The sequence below is a fragment of the Lentzea sp. HUAS12 genome, assembly GCF_024125735.1.
Classification (GTDB): domain Bacteria; phylum Actinomycetota; class Actinomycetes; order Mycobacteriales; family Pseudonocardiaceae; genus Lentzea; species Lentzea albida.
The window spans coordinates 4,214,178-4,234,403 of record NZ_CP099738.1 but is presented as its reverse complement, the minus strand read 5'-3'; the positions used below and the strand labels follow the sequence as shown (position 1 = coordinate 4,234,403).

Genomic DNA, 20,226 nt, shown 5'->3' with positions numbered 1-20,226 from the left:
CCGCCGTTGCACGTGAGCACCAACGGGTGAACCGCGGCGCGCTTCAGGCTGTCTTCTCCAGCAGGAAGCGCGCCGCCACCTGTGCCTGCCGGGCGGGTTCGGACGACACCGTGATCGCCGTGTTCGTCATCGCCCCCTCGAACAGCAGGAAGATCGAGTCCGCCACCCACTCCTGCCGCCCGGTCGCCGCGACCATCGCCGCGATCGCGCCCCGCACGCCGGACTTCTGGTGGCGCACCACGGCCGTCACCCGCTCCGAGGACGGCCCCAGCTCCGCGTAGGAGTTGATGAACGCGCACCCGCGGAAGTCCGTCGTCCCGGACGAGTCCGCCATCCAGTCGAAGACCGCGAGGATCTGGTCCTCCGGCGTCGACGCGCGCAGCACGTACTTCATCGTCGCGGCGGTGATGGCCTCCTCCCGCCGCCGCAGCACCTCCTCGACCAGCGCTTCTTTGCCGTCGAAGAGCGAGTAGAGCTTCTTCAGGGAGACGCCGGCCTCCGCGCGTAGTTCGTCCATGCCGACCGCGTGCGCGCTCTTCGCATAAAAGAGCCGGTCAGCGGCTTCCAGGACCCTCTCCCGGGCCTCAGCATCACCTTGTGTGGTCGCGGTCACTTCGATTACCCCTTGCCGTGGAGAACGCTCGTTCTCTACTGTAGCAAACACACCGGAGAACGAGCGTTCTCCGCCACCGGAGGAGACGGAAATGTCGAAGATCGTGCTGGTTCACGGACTGTGGCTCACCGCGGCGAGCTGGAAGAACGTCGCCGAACGCTTCGAGGCCGCCGGCCACGAGGTGCTCACGCCGACCTGGCCCGGCTACGGCGAGGTCGCGCAGATGCGGGCCCACCCGGAGGTCGCGAACGGCCTGGGCGTCGTCGAGATCACCGACCACGTCGAGAAGTTCATCCGCGACCACCACGCCGAGGACGCGATCATCATGGGCCACTCGTTCGGTGGCCTGATCACGCAGAAGCTGCTCGACCGGGGCCTCGGCAAGGCCGGTGTCGCGATCCACTCGGCGCCCGCCAAGGGCACGCTGGGCCTGCCGTTCTCGTCGCTCAAGGCCGCGTTCCCGGTGCTCAAGAACCCGGCCAACGTCAAGCGCAACGTCGCCCTGACGGCCGAGGAATGGCATTACGCCTTCACGAACACGCTTCCGAAGGACGAAGCCGAGGCGTTGCGCGAGAAGTGGGCCATCACCGCGCCGGGACGTCCGCTGTGGCAGGCCGCGACCGCGAACTTCACCACCCACAACGCCACGAAGGTCGACTACAAGAACCCGAACCGCGCGCCGCTGCTGTTCATCGCGAGTGAGAGCGACAACGTCGTGCCCGCGTCGATGAACCGCGAGAACGCCCGTCGGTACAAGACGCCCACCGTCACGGAGATCAAGGAGTTCCCGAACCGCCCGCACTTCGTGATGGGCACGCAGGGCTGGGAAGAGGTCGCCGACTACGCCCTCGGCTGGGCCGGGAAGTTCTAGTCGGCAACGTCCAGGTCGACCGGCTCGCCCCTGATCGCGGTGACCGCACCGCCGGTCTGAGCGGCGAGCCAGACCTCGAACGCCTCCGGGTCCTTCGTGAGAACGGTGAAGGTGACGTCATGACCGTAGTCCGTGTCCGCGACGTGGTGCCCGGCCGCGCGCAACGCGTTCTCCAGCTTCCCCGCCTGATCGTGGTCCACCGCCAGCAGCACGCTCTCGTGCCGTTCGCGACTCAAGGTCCCCAGCGCGTCGATGGCCTCGGACACGGCCCGTCCGTACGCGCGGACCAGGCCACCGGCGCCGAGCTTGATCCCGCCGTAGTAGCGGGTGACGACGACGGCCGTGTCGACCAGATCACGCCTGGTCAGGACCTCCAGCATCGGCACGCCCGCCGTCCCGGCGGGTTCGCCGTCGTCGGACGAGCGCTGGGTGTCCGCGGTCCGGAACGCCGTGCAGTTGTGCGAGGCCTGCCAGTGCTCCTTGCGGATCCGGGCGAAGAAGTCCGAAGCGTCCTGGTCGGTGGTGACGCGAGCGACGTGGCACAGGAACCGTGACCGCTGGATCTCGATCTCGTGCCTGCCGTCCCGCTTGATCACCTTCACGGTTCGATTGTGCGCCTGCGCTCGGCCTCGCCGAACAGGGCGTCCAGCTCGGCGGGCGGCACCTCCTCGAGCTGCTCGTACGTGCAGTCCAGGGGCTCCTTGTCGGGGCGGAACCGCACCAGCCGGGCCGTGTGCCGGAACCGCCCGCCCTGGACGTGCTCGTACCGCACCTCCGCCACCCGGCTGGGCTCCAGCAGCACGACCTGGAGCTGCTTGCCGGGGTTCCACCGGCTGTTCATGCCGGGACCCTCGTACGTCGCCCACGCCGCCCACGGATGCTCGGCGGGGTCGAGCAACGGCGCGAGCTCGTCGACCAGCTCCCTCCGCCGCGCCGCCGTGAAGCTGCTGGCCACGCCCACGTTGTGCAGCTCGCCGTCCTGGTAGAGCCCCAGCACCAGCGACCCGACCGTCTCGCCGTCCTTGTGCAGCCGGTAGCCCGCGACCACGCAGTCGGCCGTCCGCTCGTGCTTGACCTTGAACATCACGCGCTTGTCGGGCTCGTAGACGCCGTCCAGGGCCTTCACGACCACGCCGTCGAAGCCCGCGCCCTCGAACCGGGTGAACCAGTCCTGCGCGACCTCGGGATCCGTTGTGGACGGTGTCAGGTAGATGCCCGGCACCTCGGTGACGGCCTTCTCCAGCAAGGACCGCCGCTCGGCCAGCGTCAGGCTGGTGAGGTCGGAGTCGCCCAGCGCCAGCAGGTCGAACGCCACGAAGCTCGCCGGCGTCTCGACCGAGAGCTTCCGGACGCGCGACGCGGCCGGGTGCAGCCGCAGCTGGAGGGTGTCGAAGCTCAGCCCGTCCGGCGTGACCAGCACGATCTCGCCGTCCACGACGCAGCGCGGCGGCAGCGCCCGCTTCAGCAGCTCCACGACCTCCGGGAAGTACCGGGTGAGCGGCTTGTCGTTGCGCGAGCCGAGCTCGACCTCGTCGCCGTCGCGGAACACGATGCAGCGGAAGCCGTCCCACTTCGGCTCGTACGCCAGTCCGTCCCCGCGCGGCAGCTCGGGGACGGACTTCGCGAGCATCGGCTTCACCGGCGGCATCACGGGCAGGTCCACTGGGCGACCATAGGCCGTGTCGGGCCGCTCCGTTCGATGAGAGTCACGTCTGAGCGGAGCTGTGGCGGTGCCGCCGCAGCTGCCTCATACCGGACGTATCAGGAAGTTGCGGCGGTGCCGCCACAGATCCCCTCAGGCGCGGCTATCGCGGACGGGGCGGCCCGACACGGCCTTGCTCAGCGCAGGGACACCGCGAGCTTTTCGAGTTCGCGCACGTCGGCGTCCATCCCGTCGTCCTCGGGGATGGCCAGCGCGATCGGCAGCCTCATCGTCACCGCTCCCGACCTGCGCGTCTCCAGCCCGGTCCGCAGCCGTTCGGACAACGGCAGCTCCTCGGGCGTCTCCGCGACGTACGGGCTGATCCGCACCAGCCCGTCGCGGCACTCGATCACCCGCCGGTAGTAGCGCCGGTGCACGCCCCGCAACGAGAACGCGTCCCGGCGCGACGGCACGCGGTGCAGCGCGTCCTCCGGGAACGACTGGTGCAGCAGCGTCCACAGCGGAGCCAGGCGGTGGTACGCGCGCAGGTGCCGCAGCCACAGGCGGCTCGCCGCGAACCGCATCGCCGCGATCGGGTAGATCACGCCGACGACGGCCAGCAGCACGCCCGGCAGCAGGAACCACACGGCGGTGGTCAGCAGCCAGCGGGGGAGCGGCTCGCCGAAGTAGCGGGAGATGTTCGAGGACACGAAGATCGCGTCGGCGGGGACCAGCAGCGCGAGGCCCGTCGAGGTGATCAGCAGGCCGCGGCGCAGGCGGGGTTCGGCCTCGCGGGCGTAGCGGCGGGCCCAGACGAACATCGTCGCGAAGCCGTAGAGCAGGTAGCCGTTGCCCAGCGCGTAGAACACCGTGATCGCGAGGATCCCGGTCGGGCCGCCGCCGAGCGAGTTCGGCACGCGGGCCGCCGCCACGCGCAGCTCGTCGGGGATCGCGAGCACCGCCGACGTCATGATGCCGATGCACAGCACCAGGGGTGCGAGCTGGAGCAACGCCTGCCGTTTCGCGCGGGCGTCGTCCAGGGCGGAGAAGATGAAGAAGCAGATCAGCCCGTACACGCCGACCTGCAGCATCGAGTGCTGGATGAGCTGGCAGACCATCGGGTCGAGTCCGAACAACCACCGTCCGGCCGAGGCCGCCCGGCCGAACGGGTAGCCGATCGCCCAGCCCGCCACCAGCGCGGTCACCGAGCGCAGGCGCGGGTCGCGGGGCCGGCGCACCAGCAGGTACAGCACGACCGCCAGCGCCGAGAACGCGACGATGCCCTGGGTCTCCTTGAGGTACTCCACTACAACCACCCCAGGCGGTCCGCGAGTGACGAGGACATGCGGCGCGCGGGGCCCTCCGAGGCCCGTGGCGCGACCTTGTCGAGCACCGACGCCCACTCGAGGATGATCGTCGCGACCGTCTCGGCCTCGCGCTCGTGCTCCGAGTCGTAGGAGGTGCGCCGCAGCGCCCGCCGCACCGCGTCCGGCTCGAGGTCCGGGTACAGGCCCGTGAGCAGGCCGTCGTCCTGCTCGTCGCTCGTGTGACCGGCCAGCAGGTGGCCGAGCTCGTGCAGGATGATGTGGTTCTGGTGCGCCTTCGACGTCTCCTGCTGGTACAGGATGTAGTCGGCCTTCGCGGTCGCGATCCACACGCCGTACGGGCCGGGCACCGGGATCGGGTGCGCGATCAGCCGGATCGGCTTGCCGCGCTGGTCACCGACCCGGCGGCAGAGCTCCGAGACGTCGAGCGGCGGCTGGATGTCCAGCTCGTTCAGCAGGCGGCGGCACCGCTTGCGCAAATCTCGTTCGGCCACGAGTCATCCTTCACCGCGCTCGGCCTGTTCCTGTCGGTAGACCACGTCGAGCAGTTCCATGACCAGGCGGCGGCGGTCCGGTGACAGCTCCCCCGCGCGCATCGCCATGAGCTGCGCGTCGCTGCCCGCGGCGATCTCGTTGAGGCGCGACTGCTCGTCCTGCAACGATTTCAGCTGCTCGTCGACGCGGTCGGTGACCTCGTCGTCGAAGAAGTAGCTCACGGGCACACCGAAGAAGCCTGCCAGGGCCTGCAGGTGCTTGAACGTCGGGTTGTCCTTTTTGCCCTTGCGCAGCTGCCAGATGTAGCTCTGGGAGATCGTCACGCCGGTCTCGGCGATCGCCGCGGCGACCTGTTCGTTGCTGAACTCGTGGCCGGAACGGGACGTGTACCTGGCGAAGAGGTGGTTGAGCCTGTCCGCCAGGGAGCGTTCCCCCGCCATCGCCTGATCCCCCCGGTTGCGCGGTGAGCGTCTCCACTCGTGGAAAGGGCCGAGCGGGTGAGTGGATTTTCACCAGTTGAAAGCCCTCCACTGGCCAACATAGACTCACGCCGTGCCTGTCTCAACTTCGCGGAGGACATCCGGACATGGCGCTTGCTGAACGACAGGACTCGTTCCACCGGTCGGTGATCGACGTCGTCTACAAGACCATGGACCAGCTCGCGCGGTCGGAATCGCCTCACGAGGCCTTCGAACTGCGCGAACAGCTCCGCGACGCCCTGCCGTGGTGGCGGGGGCTGCTGCGGATGCACGAGCCGGACGAGCGGCACCGGTGCAAGTCGTGCCGCACCTGGTACGGGCAGCACCGGGCGTGGCCCTGCCCGGTGTGGCGGGACGCGGTGCAGGCGTTGCACCAGCTCAACGACATGTACGGGTTCCTGGGCGCGCCGCACCAGAGCGAGCCGGTCCCGGGGGAGCGGGTGGTCGTGAGCGGTTCCGGCCGTCTGACCGGAACCGCTCGCGAACGCCCGGCTAACCGATCTTGAAACTCTGTGCCGCCGACCCGTTGCACGTCGCCTGGACCAGTTGCACGCCGTCGGAGTTCCCGGCGGGGGCGCTGAGGCACTTGCCCGAGTGCCGGGCGGTCAGCGTCGAGTAGCCGTCGGCGCCGGTCGTGACCCGCCACTGCTGGTTGGTGCCGCCGCCGAAGTCCCACAGGTGGATGCCGGCGTTGTCCGCGTTCGACACGTTGCTCACGTCGAGCACCTTGAGCGGGTCGTTGCGGTACTCGACGCGCGAGTAGCCGTCGGTGGTCGCCACCGCGCGGAAGTTCTGCGCCGTGGTGCCGTTGCACGTGTACTGCTGGATGACGGTGCCGTTGCTCACGCCCGCCGCGGCGGCGTCGACGCACTTGCCGTTGCCGCGGTTGACGACCGTCTTCCACTCACCCTGCGGCGGCGGGGTGCCGCCCCCGCCCAGCCACAGCAGGCTGTCGATGAGGAAGTTGTTCTGCGTCTGGCTCGCGAACGTGGACGACAGCGGCTTGTTGGCCGCGTAGTCCATGGCGTTGTGCCCGAAGTTCGCGTAGATCATCTTGTAGTTCTTGTTGGTCCACATGATCGGGTAGTAGCCGCTGCGCCACTGCTGGTTCGGGTCGGTGCCGAGCGGGAAGCTCGACGGGTCGACGCTCGCCAGGACCTGGACGTTCGGGTTCTGCCGCAGGTCGCGGTCCCAGCTGTACCACTCGCTGACCGCCGAGGTGAACTTCTCCGGCAGGCGCAGCGTCGAGGGGTGGGTGCGGGTCTCGACCTTCAGCACCGCGGTGGTCGGGCCCCACGTGTTGCTGACGAAGTTCCCCTTGGCCAGGAACGTGTTGTGGTACCACGACCACTCGTTCGCGTTCTGCGTGAACGCGCTGACGTGGAAGCCGAAGAACCCGCCCCCGGCCTCGACGTAGCGTTGGAACCCGGCGCGTGCGGCCGACCCGGTGGGCGCGTCGTCGAGGAACACCACGACCTGCGCCTGCGCCGGGGTCAGGTTGTTGAGCCGGTTCCAGTCCGTCGTGGACTCGTAGGTGAAGCCGTTCTCCTGGCCCGCGCGGGTCAGCCAGGGGTTCGCCTCCTTGACGAACGCGATGTGCGCCGCGTCCCAGGTGCCGTTGTAGAAGGCGAGCACCTTGAACGGCGCCGCTTGTGCCGTGACGGGTGCCGAGAAGGAGACCGGGACGAGGGTGGCGACGAGCAATGCCAGTGACGCCAACAGTTTTCGTGCCATCGGGTACACACCTTCGTGTAGCAGGGGTTGCGCGCCCGAAGATCACGATAGAGGTGGTATAGACCTGTTGGGGACCGGTACGTTCACAGAATTCTTCTGCGCCACAACAGGAACCCGCCGAGCACGGCGAGACCGCCCAGGGCCGCGACCACGGCTGCCATGCCGAACCTCGTCGCGTCGGAAGGAGGTTGTTCGGCACTCGACGCAACGGGAACCGGCCGGGGAACGCTCGACTTCGGCGCGGACGGCTTGGTGGAGGGCGTCGTGGTCGGGAGTGCGGTCGGTGGCGCGGTCTTCACCGGCGGTGCGGCGACGGGGGCGGGCTGGGCCTGCGGTGCGGGTTTCACGGCCGCCGCGATCTCGACGTCGGTGCACGAGTAGTAGGTGTCGGGCGTGTCCGTGTTCTGCCAGACCGTGTAGATCAGGTGGCGTCCGGTCCGGTCCTGCGGCAGCTGCACCTTGAACTGGTAGGAGCCGTTGACGAGCGGGGGCGACGGCACGCTCAGGAACTGGTCCAGGTCCGCCCACCGCAACGGCCTGTCCGGCGTGTAGCCGTCCCGCGTCACGTAGAACCGGAACGAGCCCTGGTGCGGGATCGTGGCCTTGTAGGTGAAGGCGGTGCTCTTGAGCTTCGTCACCGGCCAGGCGGCCGACGGCAGGTCCAGCCCGGCGTACGCCGGGAGTCCCGCGCTGCACAGCCTGCCGTCCGGGACCTTCGCGGCGTCCTGGCCGCGCACGTTCGCCAGCCGGATGTTGTCCCACTCCTTGGACGGCAACCCCGCCGCGATGGCGCCGCGGCAGGGCGAGGATGATGCTGTGGGTTGACCTGGCGAGCAGAGGAAAGCCCTGCTCGCGGGGTCAGTGGGCGCTCCGTGGGCGTGCGCGTGACCCGCGGACAGCACCATGAGCAGCGTCAGCACGCCCAGCAGACGGAACACGGCACCGCCCCCTTCCTTCTAGGGGTACGCGTGCCAGACCCGAGTCGTTCACGGAAGATGTACTGACATGTCCTTCGCTGATGAGGTGTCCGCCGCCGCAGCCCGGCTCGGCGGAGTCGCACGCACCACGCCGCTCGAGGTGAACCAGCGGTTGTCCGAGCGGACCGGCGCCCGCGTGTGGTTCAAGCGCGAGGACCTCCAGGTCGGCCGCTCCTACAAGCTGCGGGGCGCGTTCAACCTGCTCTGCCAGACCGAGTTCGCGTTCGGCGGCGCCGTCTGCGCGTCGGCGGGCAACCACGGCCAGGGCGTCGCCTACGCGTGCCGCCGCCTGGGCATCGAGGGCCGTGTGCACGTGCCGCGGACCACCCCGCGCCAGAAGCGCGACCGCATCTCCGCGCTCGGCCAGGGCATGGTCCAGCTGGTCGTCGACGGCGACACCTACGACGACGCGGCCGCCCTCGCGAAGGAGTACGCGGAGGCCACGGGCGCCACGCTCGTCCCGGCCTTCGACGACGCCCGCACGGTCGCGGGCCAGGGCACCGTGGGCCTCGAGATCGTGCAGCAGCTCGGCGGCGCCCCCGACGTGGTCGTCGTGCCCGTGGGCGGCGGCGGCCTGCTCTCCGGCGTCGGCACGTGGTTCAAGGAGCGCTTCCCACGCACCCGCATCATCGGCGTGGAGCCCGCGGGAGCGGCGAGCATGATCGCCGCGCTCCAGGCGGGCGGCCCGGTCACCCTGCCCGAGGTGGACTCGTTCGTCGACGGCGCCGCCGTCCGCCGTGCGGGCGAGGTCACGTTCCCGCTGGTGCGTGACAGCGGCGCGGAGCTGCTGACCGTGGCCGAGGGTGCGGTGTGCACGGAGATGCTGGAGCTGTACCAGATCGACGGCATCATCGCGGAGCCCGCCGGCGCCCTGGCCTCGGCCGCGCTGCTGGAGGAGATCTCCGTCGCCCCCGACTCGACCGTGGTGTGCCTGTTGTCCGGTGGCAACAACGACGTGTCCCGCTACGCCGAGATCGTCGAACGCTCGATGGTCCACCGCGGGTTGAAGCACTGGTTCCTGGTGGAGTTCCCGCAGGAGCCAGGCGCGCTGCGGCGGTTCCTCGACGACGTGCTGGGCAAGGACGACGACATCGTGCGGTTCGAGTACGTCAAGCGGGACAACCGGGAGACCGGGGCCGCGCTGGTGTGCATCGAGCTGGGGCGGCGCGAGGACTACGACCTGCTGTGGGGACGGATGAAGGAGTCGCCGCTGCGGATCCAGCCGGTGGAGCCGGGGTCCACGGCGTACCGGTTCCTGATCTAGGCGGTGTCGAGGCGGTGCAGCACCGCGCCGGTCGCGACGTCGATGATCTCGACCAGGTGGGGTGAGCGCTGCACCGCCACCCACGGCAGTCCGTGGTGGAAGAGGACCGGGCCGTCGAACTCGACGACGGTGTGCACGGTGTCCCGCGTCCGGGCTCGGACGACGGCGCCTTCGCGGGTGAGCAGCACCGGTCCGCCACCGGCCTTCGTCAGGTGCACCGCCTCCTCCTCGGGCGGTACGGGGATGAGCGTGTCCTCCCAGTCCGTGCCCGTCACCTCCCAGGCCGTGCCGCGGTCCCACGCGTAGCTGCTGCTCGTCCCGCGCAATCCGATCCCGGCGCCGTCGAGCTTGGTGTGGAAGGGAAATCTGTCGGGCTGGTGGAGTTTCGAGTTCGATGGTTCCAGCAGCACGTGCCCCGGTGACCAGCGCAGGTACCACCACTCGCCGGCGCGGCGGAAGTAGACGCCGACGTCCCAGAACTCAACGCAGTGCAGGTAGAGCGGCGACAGGTCGTGCTCGGCCACCTCGAAGTCGACCGGGGTGCGCAGTTTGACCAGGTGGGTGTCGCCGTCGCCGGTGACGTGCACGAAGAGCTCGCCGTCGACCTTGACCAGCGTGATCAGGGCGTCCAGGTGCGACTCGGACACGTAGGTGGCAGCCAGCACCGGGCCGGGCAGCCGGAACCAGGCGGTCGGGAGACCCAGCCGCCACAGCACGATCTCGTCCGGCGCGTTCCCGCGCGCGAGCAGGGACGGTCCGGCGGCGGGGAAGACGGGGGAGTTCAGCGCCGCCCCGCGTGCCCCGGCGTCCAGCAGTCGGCGGCACTCCTCTTCGGACGGAGGGTCGAACTCGAACCGCGCCTCGCCGACCGTGATGCGGACGGGTCCGTCCTGGCCGCCGACCACGGTCGCGGTGCGCTCGCGGGGCATCGTCTCGTCGTTGAGGAAGGTGAGGGCGGGAGGCGACTCCTCCCGGGACACCAGCCAGCCGTGGTCGGGCAGGTACCCGAAGGGGTTCGTGACCGGCACTGGGTGGACGGTTCCGCCCACCCGTTCCAGCGCGACGAGCACGGCCAGCCGCATCAGGTCCACCCGTGCCGACGAGTCCGGCCGGTCGTCGAGGAACACCGGGATGTGCGGGTAGCGCGGCTTCGGCACCACCGCGGCTATCGCGTCCACGGCCGCGTGGAACGCCGGTCCTTGGTCGACTCCGGACAGCGCGTGCAGCTTCATCGTCCCCCCAGACGGTCGTCAGGGGACGATCTTCCCAGAACGGGGGCGTGCCGGGCACCCCGTTCGCGGGATGCCCGGCACCTGGCGCGGTACTACGGCCTCGGGGGAGGGCAGACCTTCCAGGCGAAGTGGTACGTCGTCTCGATGGACCCGTCGGTCGAGTCCATCGCGATGAAGCTCGTGAGCTTCTTGTCCGACGTGCCCGCGGAGACCCGCAGCTCCGTGTTGATGTTGAAGTTCCGCTTCTCACCGCACGGGTGGTAGACGATGGCGGCCACGTCGGTCGTGTCCGTCGCCTGCCAGTCGTCGCTGAACGGGCCCTTGTAGTTGTGCTGCTTGTACTCCGTCTGCGACATGCCCTGGAAGTAGTAGTTCGCCTTCTCCAGGGCGGTGGCGCCGCGCTCCAGGTGCGCGAAGCCGCGGTAGTCGGTCGAGGAGATGCCGTAGGTGAAGCCGGACGGCACGTTGACGCGCAGGTTCAGCTGGCAGTTCTTGCGGAAGTCGGTGGGCAGGGCCTGGGGGCCGACCTGCGCCATGAACTCGCTGTAGGTGACGGTGAACGCCTTGTTGTCCGGGCTGACGGCGACGGCGGCCGTTCCCGCCCGGCAGCCGGAGCCGTTGATCGTCACGACGTCGATGGTGATGTGGTCCGGCGGAGGCGTGTCGCCGGGGGCGCCGCCGGGCGGGAAGACGATCGTCGACATCGCGAGCGCGGCCGCGGCCAGTGTGTTCAGCATGGGGCACCTTTCCGTCGGGGGTGTTCAACGAAATGAACGGGCGGCGGTGATCGGTGCCTTTCTCAGCAGCGCTTCCAGGAGAACTGGTACTTCGTGCTCACGCTGCTGTCGGTGGAATCCATCGTCATGAAGCTGTTCGCCTTCGACGCGGTTCCGGCGTTCACGCGGAGTTCGGTGTTGATGTTCAGGTGACGGACTTCTCCGCAGGGCGCGTAGACGATTTCCGCGACCTGCGCGCGGTCGGTCGCCTGCCAGTTGTCGCTCTTCGGGCCGGTGAACGTGTGGCTGCGGCTCGCGCCCTGCGACATGCCCTGGAAGTAGTAGTTGCCCTTCTCGGTGCCGGTGGCACCCTGCTGGAGGTTCGCGAACCCGCGGTAGTCGGCCTGGGCGATGCCGAACGTGAAGCCCTGCGGGTAGCTCACCCTGATGTTGAGCTGGCAGTTCTTGCGGAAGTCGGTGGGCGCCGAGCCCTGGCCGGCCTGCGCGAGGTACTGGCTGTAGGTCACCGTGAACGCCGTGCGGTCGTCCGCGGCCGCGACCGCCGCGGTCCCGGCGGGACAACCGGACCCGTTGACGGTGACGACGTCGATCGTCACGAAGTCGGGGACGTCGGGTGCTGCGTGGGCGGCCGGCGCGGTGAGCACCGCGGACAGCGCGAGGGCAGCAGCCGCCACTGTTTTGAGCATGGCCGGCCTTTCTCATCGGTACTGCGGTAGCGGCGGCGGATTTCAGACGATATCCGAAACCGTGCGTGGTGGCGGGCCTCCGATTGGGTGACTGAATTAGTAGGTGGTGAAAAGGGGAATGCGCGACGAAGTGCACGGCCGAAATCTTCGGGCGTGCGCGAACCATGCTCACCCGTGGTGGGAGGAATTGACCTGACGATTGTCTGACGATCGGGTCCGGCGCCGCGGGAAGAAGCGGGCGGCGCACGGCGTTGACCACGGTGACACCGTCCGACCCCGACGAGGAGTGCGCCTGATGGCTCCCGACCAGCTGACCGTCTACTCGACCTCGTGGTGCGGCTACTGCCGCATCCTGAAGAGCTCGCTCGACCGCGAAGGCATCGAGTACGTCGAGATCAACATCGAGGAGACGCCGGGTGCGGCCGACTTCGTGATGAGCGTGAACGGTGGCAACCGCACGGTGCCGACCGTCCACTTCCCGAACGGCGCGGCGCTCACCAACCCGTCGCTGGCGCAGGTGAAGGAACAGCTCGCGGCCTAGATGTACTTGGCCAACACGTTGGTGACGGTGTGTTGGCTTGATCATGGGTGAGGCCTCCGGTGCGGTGGTGATTGCGAAGTCAGTCACCACAGCCGGAGGCCTCGATGGCACACGCTAACGCCCGCCTGACTGTGCACGGACGCCTGGTCCTGGTTTCCAGGGTCGCCGCGGGCAGACCGGTCGCCCACGTGGCCAAAGAGCTCGGTGTGTCACGGCAGTGCGCGCACCGCTGGGTCCGCCGATTCCGTGACGAAGGCGCCGCCGGCCTGGCCGATCGGTCCAGCCGACCGCATCACATACCGTCGCGGACATCGGCTCGAACGGAGCAGCAGATCGTGACGGCACGCAGCGAGCTGCGGTGCGGACCGGCCCGGATCAGCGCCCGCACCGGCGTACCCGCTCGCACTGTGTCGCGGGTACTGGCCCGGTATGGCGTGCCGAGGCTGGCCGAGTGCGATCCGCTGACCGGGCAACGCATCCGCGCCAGCCGACACACCACCCGCCGCTACGAACACCCGCAGCCAGGTGACCTGATCCACCTCGACGTCAAAAAGATCGGCAAGATCCCGCCCGGAGGCGGCTGGCGCGCTCACGGCCGCGGCCTGCGTCCCGGCTCCCGCCGCGGCCTGGGCTACGACTACGTCCACGCCGCCATCGACGACCACTCCCGGCTCGCCTACGCCGAAGTCCTCGCCGACGAACGCGGCACCACCTGCGCCGGGTTCCTGCTCCGCGCCACAGCCTGGTTCGCCGAGCAAGGCATCCCACGTGTTCACCGAGTCCTGACCGATAACGCCAAGAACTATCTGATCTCCCGCGACTTCGCCGCCGCGATCGCGGCGATCGGCGCCCGCCACAAGACCATCAAGCCACATTGCCCCTGGCAGAACGGCAAAGTCGAGCGCCTCAACCGCACCCTGCAAACCGAGTGGGCCTACCGCGAAATCTTCCTGGACAACGACGCCCGCACCGCAGCGCTGGCGCCCTGGCTCAACCACTACAACACTGAACGCGGTCACCACGCACTCAACGGGCACCCACCCATCAGCCGCGTTCAGTCACCAACCTCATGACCAAGTACACCTAGAGCAGCGCCGTGGTCGACTGACCGTCGAGTGCTTCCCGGATGATGTCGGCGTGACCCGCGTGCTGCGCGGTCTCCCGCATCAGGTGCAGCACGATCCGCCGGACCGACATGGGCCGCGGGTCGGGATCCCAGGGAGCGCTGGGCAGCGGGACGAGCTTGTGCAACGAGGCGGTGCGCACGGCCTGATCGGTCGCGCGCGCCGCCTCGTCGTATGCGGTGAGCAGCGCCTCGAAGTCGTTGCCCGTCCAGACGTACTGGCTCTCGTCCAGCATTCCGGGCGGGGGCAGGGGCTGCTCGGTGATGATGTGCGTCCAGCCGCGCTCACCTTGGACGAGGTGGTTGAGCAACCCGCCCGAGGTGAGCTCGCTGACCGTCGTGCGCTTCACCGCGTCTGCCGCGGTGAGACCCCGCACCGTGATGCGGAAGGTCCCGCGCTGGTCGTTCAGTTCGTGCAGCAGTTCTTCGAGCTCTTCGGTCATGGGGTGAAGCCAGGACCGAAGTAGGACAGCTCGGGTCCTGGTGGTGTGGCGCAGGAGGTTGCCGGGGGGATTCGCGGTCAGACGGGTGGATCGTGGTGCCGCCCCCACGTCCTCGTACTGGTGGTACGGGGGCGTGGGGGCGGTGCCGCGAGGCGCCCTGCTGAGCGTGGATCACCTCGCCGACCTCCTGGGGCGCGCCACTAGCAGGACAGGTTTCCGCCCGGCGTCACACCGATGACCCCGGTGATCCGCTGGTAGTTCGAGACGCGGCTCTGGACCTGCGCCGGGTTGCGGCCGTCGCACTCCAGGGAACCGTTGATGCTGCGGATCGTCTGGCCGAATCCGGCGCTGTTGACCATCGCGTCGTGCGCGGTCATCGAGCCGGGGCCGCGCTGCGTCATCCAGTACCAGATCGCCGTCCGCCACGCGGTCGTGGAGTTCTGCGCCACCTGGTACGGGTTCTGCAGCAGGTTGAGGCCGAGGTAGTCGCCCGCGGCCTTGTAGTTGAAGTTCCACGACAGCTGGATCGGACCGCGGCCGTAGTAGGCGTAGGTGCCGGCCGGGCAGCCGTAGGGCTGGCTCTCGTCGCAGAGGTCGTTGTTCTTGTTGATCTCTTCGATGTAGACGAAGTTGCCGGTCTCGTGCGCGGTGTTCGCGAGGAACGCCGCGACTTCCTGCTTCTTCACCGTGTCGCTGCCGGACGTGCCGAACGCGGGGATGGTGCGTGCCGCGTCGACGAAGCCCTGGTAGGTGTAGAAGCTGTTGCGACCGGAGAACAAGCTGTTGAACTGGGACTCGCTGATGGGGAAGCCGGTGCCGGGGTTGCCGCCACCGCCGCAGTTGTGCGGCTCCCAGAACCACGTGGAGATCGTCGGGTCGTAACCGGGGTTGTCGTGCTCGGCGATGTAGTAGGAACCGTTGTAGCGCACGATGTTGCCGGTGTAGTACTGCCGTCCCGCGACCCAGTCGGTGGCGCTGGTGCAGGTGCCGCCGCCGCCACCTCCACCACCGTCGCAGCCCGTCGGTTCCCAGTACCAGGTGGAGACCGTCGGGCTGTAGCCCGGGTTGTCGTGCTCAGCGACGTAGTAGTTGCCTTCGAATCTCACGATCGACCCGGCGGTGTACCACTGTCCCTGAACCCAGTCCGTGAAGGTGCAGGCCTGCGCGGACACTTCAGCTTGCGAGGACGCGGTCGGTGCGATGACGGCCAGAGAAGCCGCCATCACACCCGCCGCGAGAGACGCCAAGATGCGTTTTTTCAGCAAGGTCACCCACTCCTGGAGTCTTGTTGCGTCCGAGGAATCAAGGATGTGAACAGTGCTGAGATTGGCATCAGTGGTCCAGACCAGTCAAGGGTCTAGACCTGTTCTGCTCCGTCAGCAGTACAGGTTCGAACCCTGTGCCACCTTGATGATCCCGGTGAACTGCTGGTACTTCGAGACGCGGCTCTGCACCGTGCCGGGGTTGCGGCCGTCGCACTCGAGGGATCCGTTGATGCTGCGGATCGTCTGGCCGAAGCCGCGCGAGTTGACCATCGCGTTGTGCGGCGTCATCGTGCCGGGGCCGCTCTGCGTCATCCAGTACCAGATCGCCGTCTTCCACGACGTCGTCGCGTTCGTGGCCACCTGGTCCGGGTTGCTCAGCAGGTTGAGGCCGAGGTAGTCGCCCGCGGCCTTGTAGTTGAAGTTCCACGACAACTGGATCGGGCCGCGGCCGTAGTAGGCCCTGGTGCCCGCGGGACAGCCGTAGGACTGGCTTTCGTCGCAGTAGTCGCCGCTCTGGTTGATTTCCCGGATGTGGACGAGTCCGCCGGTCTCGTGGGAGACGTTGGCGAGGAACGCCGCGAGCTCCTGCTTTTTCACCGTGTCGCTGCCCTGGTTCGCGAAGGAACCGAACGAGTTCATCGCGTTCTTCAGGCCGCTGTAGGTGTAGAAGCCGTTGCGGGACGGGAACATCTGGTTGAACTGCGCTTCGGTGACGATGAACGGCGCCGCCGTCGCCGGCTGAGCGAGCGTGAAGACGCCGATCAGCGCGACGATCAGGGCGGCGGCGCGTGTTCCGAACATGGGGACCAACTCCTCGGAGCATCTGCGCGCCCACTGTGTGTTACCGCTCTCACGGTGGCAGGCAGGATGCTCCGAGCACAAGAGGTGGTCTATACCTTTTAGATACGTGAACCGGTTCGTCAGGCTCCGGAGCCGTACGGGCGAGTGATGATCTCGAGGTTGTGGCCGTCGGGGTCCTGCCAGTAGACGCCGCGCCCGCCGTCGTTGCGGTTGATCTCGCCGGGCCTGCTGTGGAACGGGTCGGCCCAGTACTCGATCCGCTGCTCCTGGATGCGGCCGAAGATCTGGTCGAACTCGTCCTCGGTCACCAGGAACGCGTAGTGCTGCTCGGCGATCGGGCCGGAGACGGTCACGTAGTCGAGGGAGACGCCGTTCGCGACCTCCACGACGAGGAACGGGCCGAAGCGCACCGGCTCCGGCAGGCCGAGCAGGCCGGTGAGAAAGCGCGCGGAGCGCTCCTGGTCGGTCGAGTGGACGATGGTGTGGTTGAGCTGAACGGGCATGACACCTGCTTACCGCAGGAGGCTGGACGCGTGCTGGGGTCAGGTGGCCGCTGACAAAATGCGACAGGAATCAGCAACATCGCGCATCGCCCACGTCCGACGGGTGTCGATACGGCGACCGGCAGGCAATACTGCCCTTCATGCGGACACTGGTTGTAGTCGGGCTGTTACTAGGGTTAACAGTCCCTGCGCAAGCGGCTCAGGCGGACGAGGACCCCTCGTCCCTGGTGAACCCCTTCGTGGGGACGCAGAACTTCGGCAACACCTTCCCCGGCGCCTCGGTGCCGTTCGGGATGGTGCAGGTCAGCCCTGACACGGGTGGTCAGGGCGGATACGACTACAAGGCCACCTCCCTCTACGGCTTCTCGCAGACCCACCTGTCGGGCGTCGGGTGCGGCGTCATGGGCGAGCTGCCCGTCATGCCGACCGTCGGGGCCGTCGACAACGTTGACATCAACGGGTACAAGTCCGACTTCAGCCATTCGGACGAAGCCGCGCAGCCCGGCTACTACCGCGTCGGACTGTCCCGGTACGGGGTGAACGCCGAGCTGACGGCCACGCAGCGGACCGGCTGGCAGCGCTACACGTTCCCCTCGACGGGTGCGGCGAACGTCCTGTTCAACACCGGCCGCTCCAACCAGACCGTGCTCGACTCCGAGATCCACGTCGTCGGCGACCGGACCATCGAGGGCCGGGTGCGCAACGGCCGGTTCTGCGCGGGCAAGGACGAGCACACCGTGTACTTCACGGCCTCGTTCGACCGCCCGTTCGCGTCCTTCGGCGCGTGGCGCGGGAACACGCCCACGCCGGGTGTCCGTGACGCGGCCGGGACGGGCGGGAACGGCGCGTGGGTCACGTTCGACGCCTCCGCGGACCGGGACGTCGTGCTGAAGCTCGGCCTGTCGTACACGGGGATCGAGGGCGCGCGGAAGAACCTCGCGGCGGAGGCTCCTTCCTACGACTTCGACGGTGTCGTCGCGGGCGCGAAGGACGTCTGGAAGAAGCAGCTGGACGCCGTGAGGGTGTCTGGTGGGCCGCGTGATCGCCAGGTCGCGTTCTACACCGCGCTCTACCACTCGGTGCTGCACCCGAACCTCGCCGGTGACGTCGACGGCAAGTACACGGGCTTCGACGGGAAGGTGCGCACGGCGTCGGGTTACACGCCGTACCAGAACTTCTCGCTGTGGGACACCTACAGACCGCAGAACCAGCTCCTGCAGATCCTGGAGCCGAAGGTCGCCCGTGACGTCGCACTGTCCGTCGTGGCCAGCGGACGCGATGGCGGATGGTTGCCGCGCTGGGCGCTGGCGTCGTCCGAGACCAACATCATGACCGGTGACCCGGTCACCCCGTTCCTCGTCGAGGCCTGGTCCAAGGGACTGTTGAAGGGCTACGAGGAGGAGACGTACACCCTGTTGCGCGCCAACGCCACCTCGCTGCCTCCCGCCGAGTCGCCGTACAACGGCCGGTCCGGTGTGCAGTACTACAACGACCGCGGCTACATCCCGTCCGGCCTGGAGCTCGGCGAGGACTGCGCGCACAAGGGCGGTGACAACGACTGCGTGCACCCGGCGTCCGCGACCCTCGAGTACTCGGCCGCCGACGCCTCGCTCGCACTGATGGCCGAGGGCCTCGGCAAGAAGGCGGACGCGCGCCTGTTCTCCGACCGCGGCCAGTGGTACCGCAACCTGTGGGACTCCTCGATCGGCCAGTTCCGCCCGCGCACCACCGCCGGCACGTGGCTGTCGCCGTACAACCCGGTGGACGCCTCGCACCAGTTCCACGAGGGCGGCGCCTACCAGTACCAGTGGCTCGTGCCGCAGGACCCGGCCGGCCTGGTGTCGCTGATGGGCGGCAGGCGGGAGACGGAGAAGCGGCTCGACTCGTTCTTCGTCTACGACAAGCTGCTCGCCGACCCGGCCGGCACCGCGAAGCGCGACTGGATCACCGAGCCGTACGACTACTACGGCAAGCCGACCTACAACCCGAACAACGAACCCGACCTGCTCGCGCCGTACATGTACCTCTGGGCGGGCACGCCGTCGAAGACCGCGACGGTCGTGCGGGCGGCGATGACGTTGTTCACCACCGGTCCCGACGGCATGACGGGCAACGACGACCTGGGCACCATGTCCGCCTGGTACGTCTTCTCGTCGCTGGGCATCTACCCGACCTTCAACGGCGCGGACTTCCTCGCGCTGTCCTCGCCGCAGTTCGAGTCCGCGATCGTCCGAATCGGACAGCACGGCTCGCAGGGCGGAACGCTCACCGTCTCGGCGCGCGGTGTGTCCGACACCAACCGGTACATCAAGAGCGTGTCGTTCGGCGGCCGTGACGTCCGCAAGACCTGGCTGTCTTGGTCGTCGTTGCAGCGCGGCGGCAAGCTGACCCACGAGGTCTCGTCCAAGCCGTCGTCGTGGGGCACCGGGCGCGGGGACGAGCCGCCGTCGCTGAACAAGGGCAACGAGGACTCGCGCCGCGCGCTGTCGGCGTCGCTGCGCAACTCCGAGATCGTCGTGCCGACCGGGGACACCGCGACGTCGCTGACGCTGCAGCTGGACGTGCTGGCGCAGTCGCCGGGCGCCACCACGGTGCGTCCCGTCGTCACGGCTCCCTCGGGCTGGAAGGTGAGCGGTGCCAAGCCGTTCGCGATCGTGTCGCGGTCCCTGCCGACGCAGAAGACGGTACCGCTGACGCTCACGCTGCCCGCCGGGATCGCCGCCGGGTCGTACGAGGTCTCGGTGCAGGTCGAGTCGGTGGCGCTGAAGGCCGTCGTCGAGGTCAAACCGGCCGCGCTGTGCGCGTTCTCGACCTGCTCGGTGGACCTGGCGCCGGAGCTGAACCACGACGGCACCGCGACGGTCGCCGAGTCGGCGTCCGGCAACTTCGACGGCGGCGGCTGGAGCTACGACGCGGCCCTGCTGCCCGCCAAGGGACCCGTGACGTGGGGCGGCATCACCTACCAGGCGCCCGATCCCACGGGCACGGCGCCGAACTTCGTCGAGGCGCGCGGGCAGGGGCTCCTGCTCCCCGGCGGCCAGCACTCCTGGCTGCACGTCGTCGGTGCGTCGCACAACGGACCGGTGACGGCGGCCTTCACCGTCTGGTACACCGACGGCACCTCGGCCGAGGTCGCCGCCACGGTGCCGGACTGGGCCGGTGGCGGCTCGGCCGTGCTGGAGATGCCGCACCGCATCAAGGCGGGCCAGGGCGTGGACGGGCCGCCGGTCCGGCTGTTCGGCCAGTCGCTGCGGCTCGACGCCACCAAGACGGTCCGTTCGGTGACGTTGCCGGACGACCCGCGGGTGGAGCTGTACGCGATGACGCTCGCGTGAGGCGATCGGGGGTGCCCGTGCGCGGGCACCCCCGATGCTGGAGGCGTGGAGCGCCTCAGCAGCGGTGTGCGGTCGCGGGTGTGGGCGGACGGCGACCGGATCGTCGAGCAGGTGGTCGGGGACCCGGCGGCGTTCGAGCGCGAGATCACCGCGCTGGAGC

At 68.7% G+C, this 20,226-nt stretch carries 21 protein-coding genes; 6 read left to right on the top strand and 15 right to left on the bottom strand.

Annotation, left to right across the window (positions count from 1 at the left end):
- Window positions 1-43: 43 nt before the first annotated feature.
- On the bottom strand, window positions 44-613 hold the full coding sequence (locus ND450_RS18640; protein ID WP_256557535.1) for a TetR/AcrR family transcriptional regulator: 570 nt from the start codon (window positions 611-613) through the stop codon (window positions 44-46).
- Window positions 614-704: 91 nt separating this feature from the next.
- Between ND450_RS18640 and ND450_RS18635 the strand changes: the two genes are divergently transcribed.
- Window positions 705-1,484: an alpha/beta hydrolase gene (locus tag ND450_RS18635; protein ID WP_253327338.1), complete on the top strand. Its 780-nt coding sequence runs from the start codon at window positions 705-707 to the stop codon at window positions 1,482-1,484.
- Here ND450_RS18635 and ND450_RS18630 read toward each other — a convergent pair.
- From ND450_RS18630 to ND450_RS18610, 5 genes are all read right to left on the bottom strand, one after another.
- The gene (locus ND450_RS18630) at window positions 1,481-2,086 is read right to left on the bottom strand and encodes a YigZ family protein (RefSeq protein WP_253327337.1); all 606 of its coding nucleotides are present in this window, start codon (window positions 2,084-2,086) and stop codon (window positions 1,481-1,483) included. The two genes, ND450_RS18635 and ND450_RS18630, sit on opposite strands and share 4 nt — an antisense overlap.
- Window positions 2,083-3,147 (bottom strand): ATP-dependent DNA ligase, encoded by a 1,065-nt coding sequence (locus ND450_RS18625; RefSeq protein WP_253327336.1) that lies wholly within the window; start codon window positions 3,145-3,147, stop codon window positions 2,083-2,085. Before ND450_RS18625 ends, ND450_RS18630 begins: the two co-directional genes overlap by 4 nt.
- A 176-nt stretch (window positions 3,148-3,323) precedes the next feature.
- Complete coding sequence (locus ND450_RS18620) at window positions 3,324-4,433, bottom strand: MAB_1171c family putative transporter (protein WP_253327335.1); 1,110 nt, start codon at window positions 4,431-4,433, stop codon at window positions 3,324-3,326.
- Window positions 4,433-4,945 carry an ImmA/IrrE family metallo-endopeptidase gene (locus ND450_RS18615; RefSeq protein WP_089919210.1) on the bottom strand — a complete coding sequence of 171 codons (513 nt, stop codon included), beginning with the start codon at window positions 4,943-4,945 and terminating at the stop codon, window positions 4,433-4,435. Before ND450_RS18615 ends, ND450_RS18620 begins: the two co-directional genes overlap by 1 nt.
- 3 nt (window positions 4,946-4,948) lie before the next feature.
- Window positions 4,949-5,386, bottom strand: a complete 438-nt coding sequence (locus ND450_RS18610; protein WP_089919208.1) for a helix-turn-helix domain-containing protein — start codon at window positions 5,384-5,386, stop codon at window positions 4,949-4,951.
- A gap of 146 nt (window positions 5,387-5,532) precedes the next feature.
- Between ND450_RS18610 and ND450_RS18605 the strand changes: the two genes are divergently transcribed.
- Window positions 5,533-5,931: a hypothetical protein gene (locus ND450_RS18605; protein ID WP_253327334.1), complete on the top strand. Its 399-nt coding sequence runs from the start codon at window positions 5,533-5,535 to the stop codon at window positions 5,929-5,931.
- On the opposite strand, the gene ND450_RS18600 is transcribed toward ND450_RS18605, so the two are convergent.
- Both ND450_RS18600 and ND450_RS18595 read right to left on the bottom strand, forming a co-directional pair.
- Window positions 5,918-7,159 carry a ThuA domain-containing protein gene (locus ND450_RS18600; protein ID WP_253327333.1) on the bottom strand — a complete coding sequence of 414 codons (1,242 nt, stop codon included), beginning with the start codon at window positions 7,157-7,159 and terminating at the stop codon, window positions 5,918-5,920. The two genes, ND450_RS18605 and ND450_RS18600, sit on opposite strands and share 14 nt — an antisense overlap.
- A gap of 83 nt (window positions 7,160-7,242) precedes the next feature.
- Window positions 7,243-8,097: a lytic polysaccharide monooxygenase gene (locus ND450_RS18595; protein WP_253327332.1), complete on the bottom strand. Its 855-nt coding sequence runs from the start codon at window positions 8,095-8,097 to the stop codon at window positions 7,243-7,245.
- A 67-nt stretch (window positions 8,098-8,164) separates the two neighbouring features.
- Here ND450_RS18595 and ilvA point away from each other — a divergent pair, with 67 nt between their 5' ends.
- Window positions 8,165-9,400, top strand: a complete 1,236-nt coding sequence (gene ilvA, locus ND450_RS18590; protein ID WP_089919204.1) for a threonine ammonia-lyase IlvA — start codon at window positions 8,165-8,167, stop codon at window positions 9,398-9,400.
- Here ilvA and ND450_RS18585 read toward each other — a convergent pair.
- The 3 genes from ND450_RS18585 to ND450_RS18575 all read right to left on the bottom strand — a co-directional run bounded on the left by ND450_RS18585 (window position 9,397) and on the right by ND450_RS18575 (window position 12,055).
- Window positions 9,397-10,632 (bottom strand): hypothetical protein, encoded by a 1,236-nt coding sequence (locus ND450_RS18585; RefSeq protein WP_253327331.1) that lies wholly within the window; start codon window positions 10,630-10,632, stop codon window positions 9,397-9,399. The genes ilvA and ND450_RS18585 overlap by 4 nt on opposite strands.
- 92 nt (window positions 10,633-10,724) lie before the next feature.
- On the bottom strand, window positions 10,725-11,369 hold the full coding sequence (locus ND450_RS18580; RefSeq protein WP_253327330.1) for a DUF4360 domain-containing protein: 645 nt from the start codon (window positions 11,367-11,369) through the stop codon (window positions 10,725-10,727).
- 62 nt (window positions 11,370-11,431) lie between these two features.
- Entirely contained in the window at window positions 11,432-12,055 is a 624-nt protein-coding gene (locus tag ND450_RS18575) for a DUF4360 domain-containing protein (protein ID WP_253327329.1), read from the bottom strand.
- Between the two features lie 295 nt (window positions 12,056-12,350).
- On the opposite strand from ND450_RS18575, the gene ND450_RS18570 reads away from it, so the two are divergent.
- Both ND450_RS18570 and ND450_RS18565 read left to right on the top strand, forming a co-directional pair.
- Window positions 12,351-12,596: a mycoredoxin gene (locus ND450_RS18570; protein WP_089919660.1), complete on the top strand. Its 246-nt coding sequence runs from the start codon at window positions 12,351-12,353 to the stop codon at window positions 12,594-12,596.
- Window positions 12,597-12,700: 104 nt separating this feature from the next.
- A complete protein-coding gene (locus ND450_RS18565; protein ID WP_253320933.1) occupies window positions 12,701-13,669 on the top strand; it encodes an IS481 family transposase in 969 nt (322 codons plus the stop codon).
- Between the two features lie 10 nt (window positions 13,670-13,679).
- Here ND450_RS18565 and ND450_RS18560 read toward each other — a convergent pair whose 3' ends face one another.
- The 4 genes from ND450_RS18560 to ND450_RS18545 form a co-directional block, all read right to left on the bottom strand.
- The gene (locus ND450_RS18560; RefSeq protein WP_253327328.1) at window positions 13,680-14,162 is read right to left on the bottom strand and encodes a DinB family protein; all 483 of its coding nucleotides are present in this window, start codon (window positions 14,160-14,162) and stop codon (window positions 13,680-13,682) included.
- Between the two features lie 200 nt (window positions 14,163-14,362).
- Window positions 14,363-15,385: a glycoside hydrolase family 19 protein gene (locus ND450_RS18555; RefSeq protein ID WP_253327327.1), complete on the bottom strand. Its 1,023-nt coding sequence runs from the start codon at window positions 15,383-15,385 to the stop codon at window positions 14,363-14,365.
- 153 nt (window positions 15,386-15,538) lie between these two features.
- A complete protein-coding gene (locus tag ND450_RS18550; protein ID WP_253327326.1) occupies window positions 15,539-16,228 on the bottom strand; it encodes a chitinase in 690 nt (229 codons plus the stop codon).
- A 119-nt stretch (window positions 16,229-16,347) separates the two neighbouring features.
- The gene (locus ND450_RS18545) at window positions 16,348-16,731 is read right to left on the bottom strand and encodes a VOC family protein (protein WP_253327325.1); all 384 of its coding nucleotides are present in this window, start codon (window positions 16,729-16,731) and stop codon (window positions 16,348-16,350) included.
- A 140-nt stretch (window positions 16,732-16,871) separates the two neighbouring features.
- Here ND450_RS18545 and ND450_RS18540 point away from each other — a divergent pair, with 140 nt between their 5' ends.
- Entirely contained in the window at window positions 16,872-20,066 is a 3,195-nt protein-coding gene (locus ND450_RS18540; protein ID WP_253327324.1) for a GH92 family glycosyl hydrolase, read from the top strand.
- Window positions 20,067-20,226: the final 160 nt, after the last annotated feature.

Bases quoted from the DNA above. Each gene is read 5' to 3' on its own strand.
- ND450_RS18635 (WP_253327338.1), top strand. From the start codon at position 705: ATGTCGAAGATCGTGCTGGTTCACGGACTGTGGCTCACCGCGGCGAGC.
- ND450_RS18610 (WP_089919208.1), bottom strand. From the start codon at position 5,386: ATGGCGGGGGAACGCTCCCTGGCGGACAGGCTCAACCACCTCTTCGCC.
- ND450_RS18605 (WP_253327334.1), top strand. From the start codon at position 5,533: ATGGCGCTTGCTGAACGACAGGACTCGTTCCACCGGTCGGTGATCGAC.
- ND450_RS18600 (WP_253327333.1), bottom strand. From the start codon at position 7,159: ATGGCACGAAAACTGTTGGCGTCACTGGCATTGCTCGTCGCCACCCTC.
- ilvA (WP_089919204.1), top strand. From the start codon at position 8,165: ATGTCCTTCGCTGATGAGGTGTCCGCCGCCGCAGCCCGGCTCGGCGGA.
- ND450_RS18585 (WP_253327331.1), bottom strand. From the start codon at position 10,632: ATGAAGCTGCACGCGCTGTCCGGAGTCGACCAAGGACCGGCGTTCCAC.
- ND450_RS18580 (WP_253327330.1), bottom strand. From the start codon at position 11,369: ATGCTGAACACACTGGCCGCGGCCGCGCTCGCGATGTCGACGATCGTC.
- ND450_RS18575 (WP_253327329.1), bottom strand. From the start codon at position 12,055: ATGCTCAAAACAGTGGCGGCTGCTGCCCTCGCGCTGTCCGCGGTGCTC.
- ND450_RS18570 (WP_089919660.1), top strand. From the start codon at position 12,351: ATGGCTCCCGACCAGCTGACCGTCTACTCGACCTCGTGGTGCGGCTAC.
- ND450_RS18565 (WP_253320933.1), top strand. From the start codon at position 12,701: ATGGCACACGCTAACGCCCGCCTGACTGTGCACGGACGCCTGGTCCTG.
- ND450_RS18560 (WP_253327328.1), bottom strand. From the start codon at position 14,162: ATGACCGAAGAGCTCGAAGAACTGCTGCACGAACTGAACGACCAGCGC.
- ND450_RS18555 (WP_253327327.1), bottom strand. From the start codon at position 15,385: ATGGCGGCTTCTCTGGCCGTCATCGCACCGACCGCGTCCTCGCAAGCT.
- ND450_RS18550 (WP_253327326.1), bottom strand. From the start codon at position 16,228: ATGTTCGGAACACGCGCCGCCGCCCTGATCGTCGCGCTGATCGGCGTC.
- ND450_RS18545 (WP_253327325.1), bottom strand. From the start codon at position 16,731: ATGCCCGTTCAGCTCAACCACACCATCGTCCACTCGACCGACCAGGAG.
- ND450_RS18540 (WP_253327324.1), top strand. From the start codon at position 16,872: ATGCGGACACTGGTTGTAGTCGGGCTGTTACTAGGGTTAACAGTCCCT.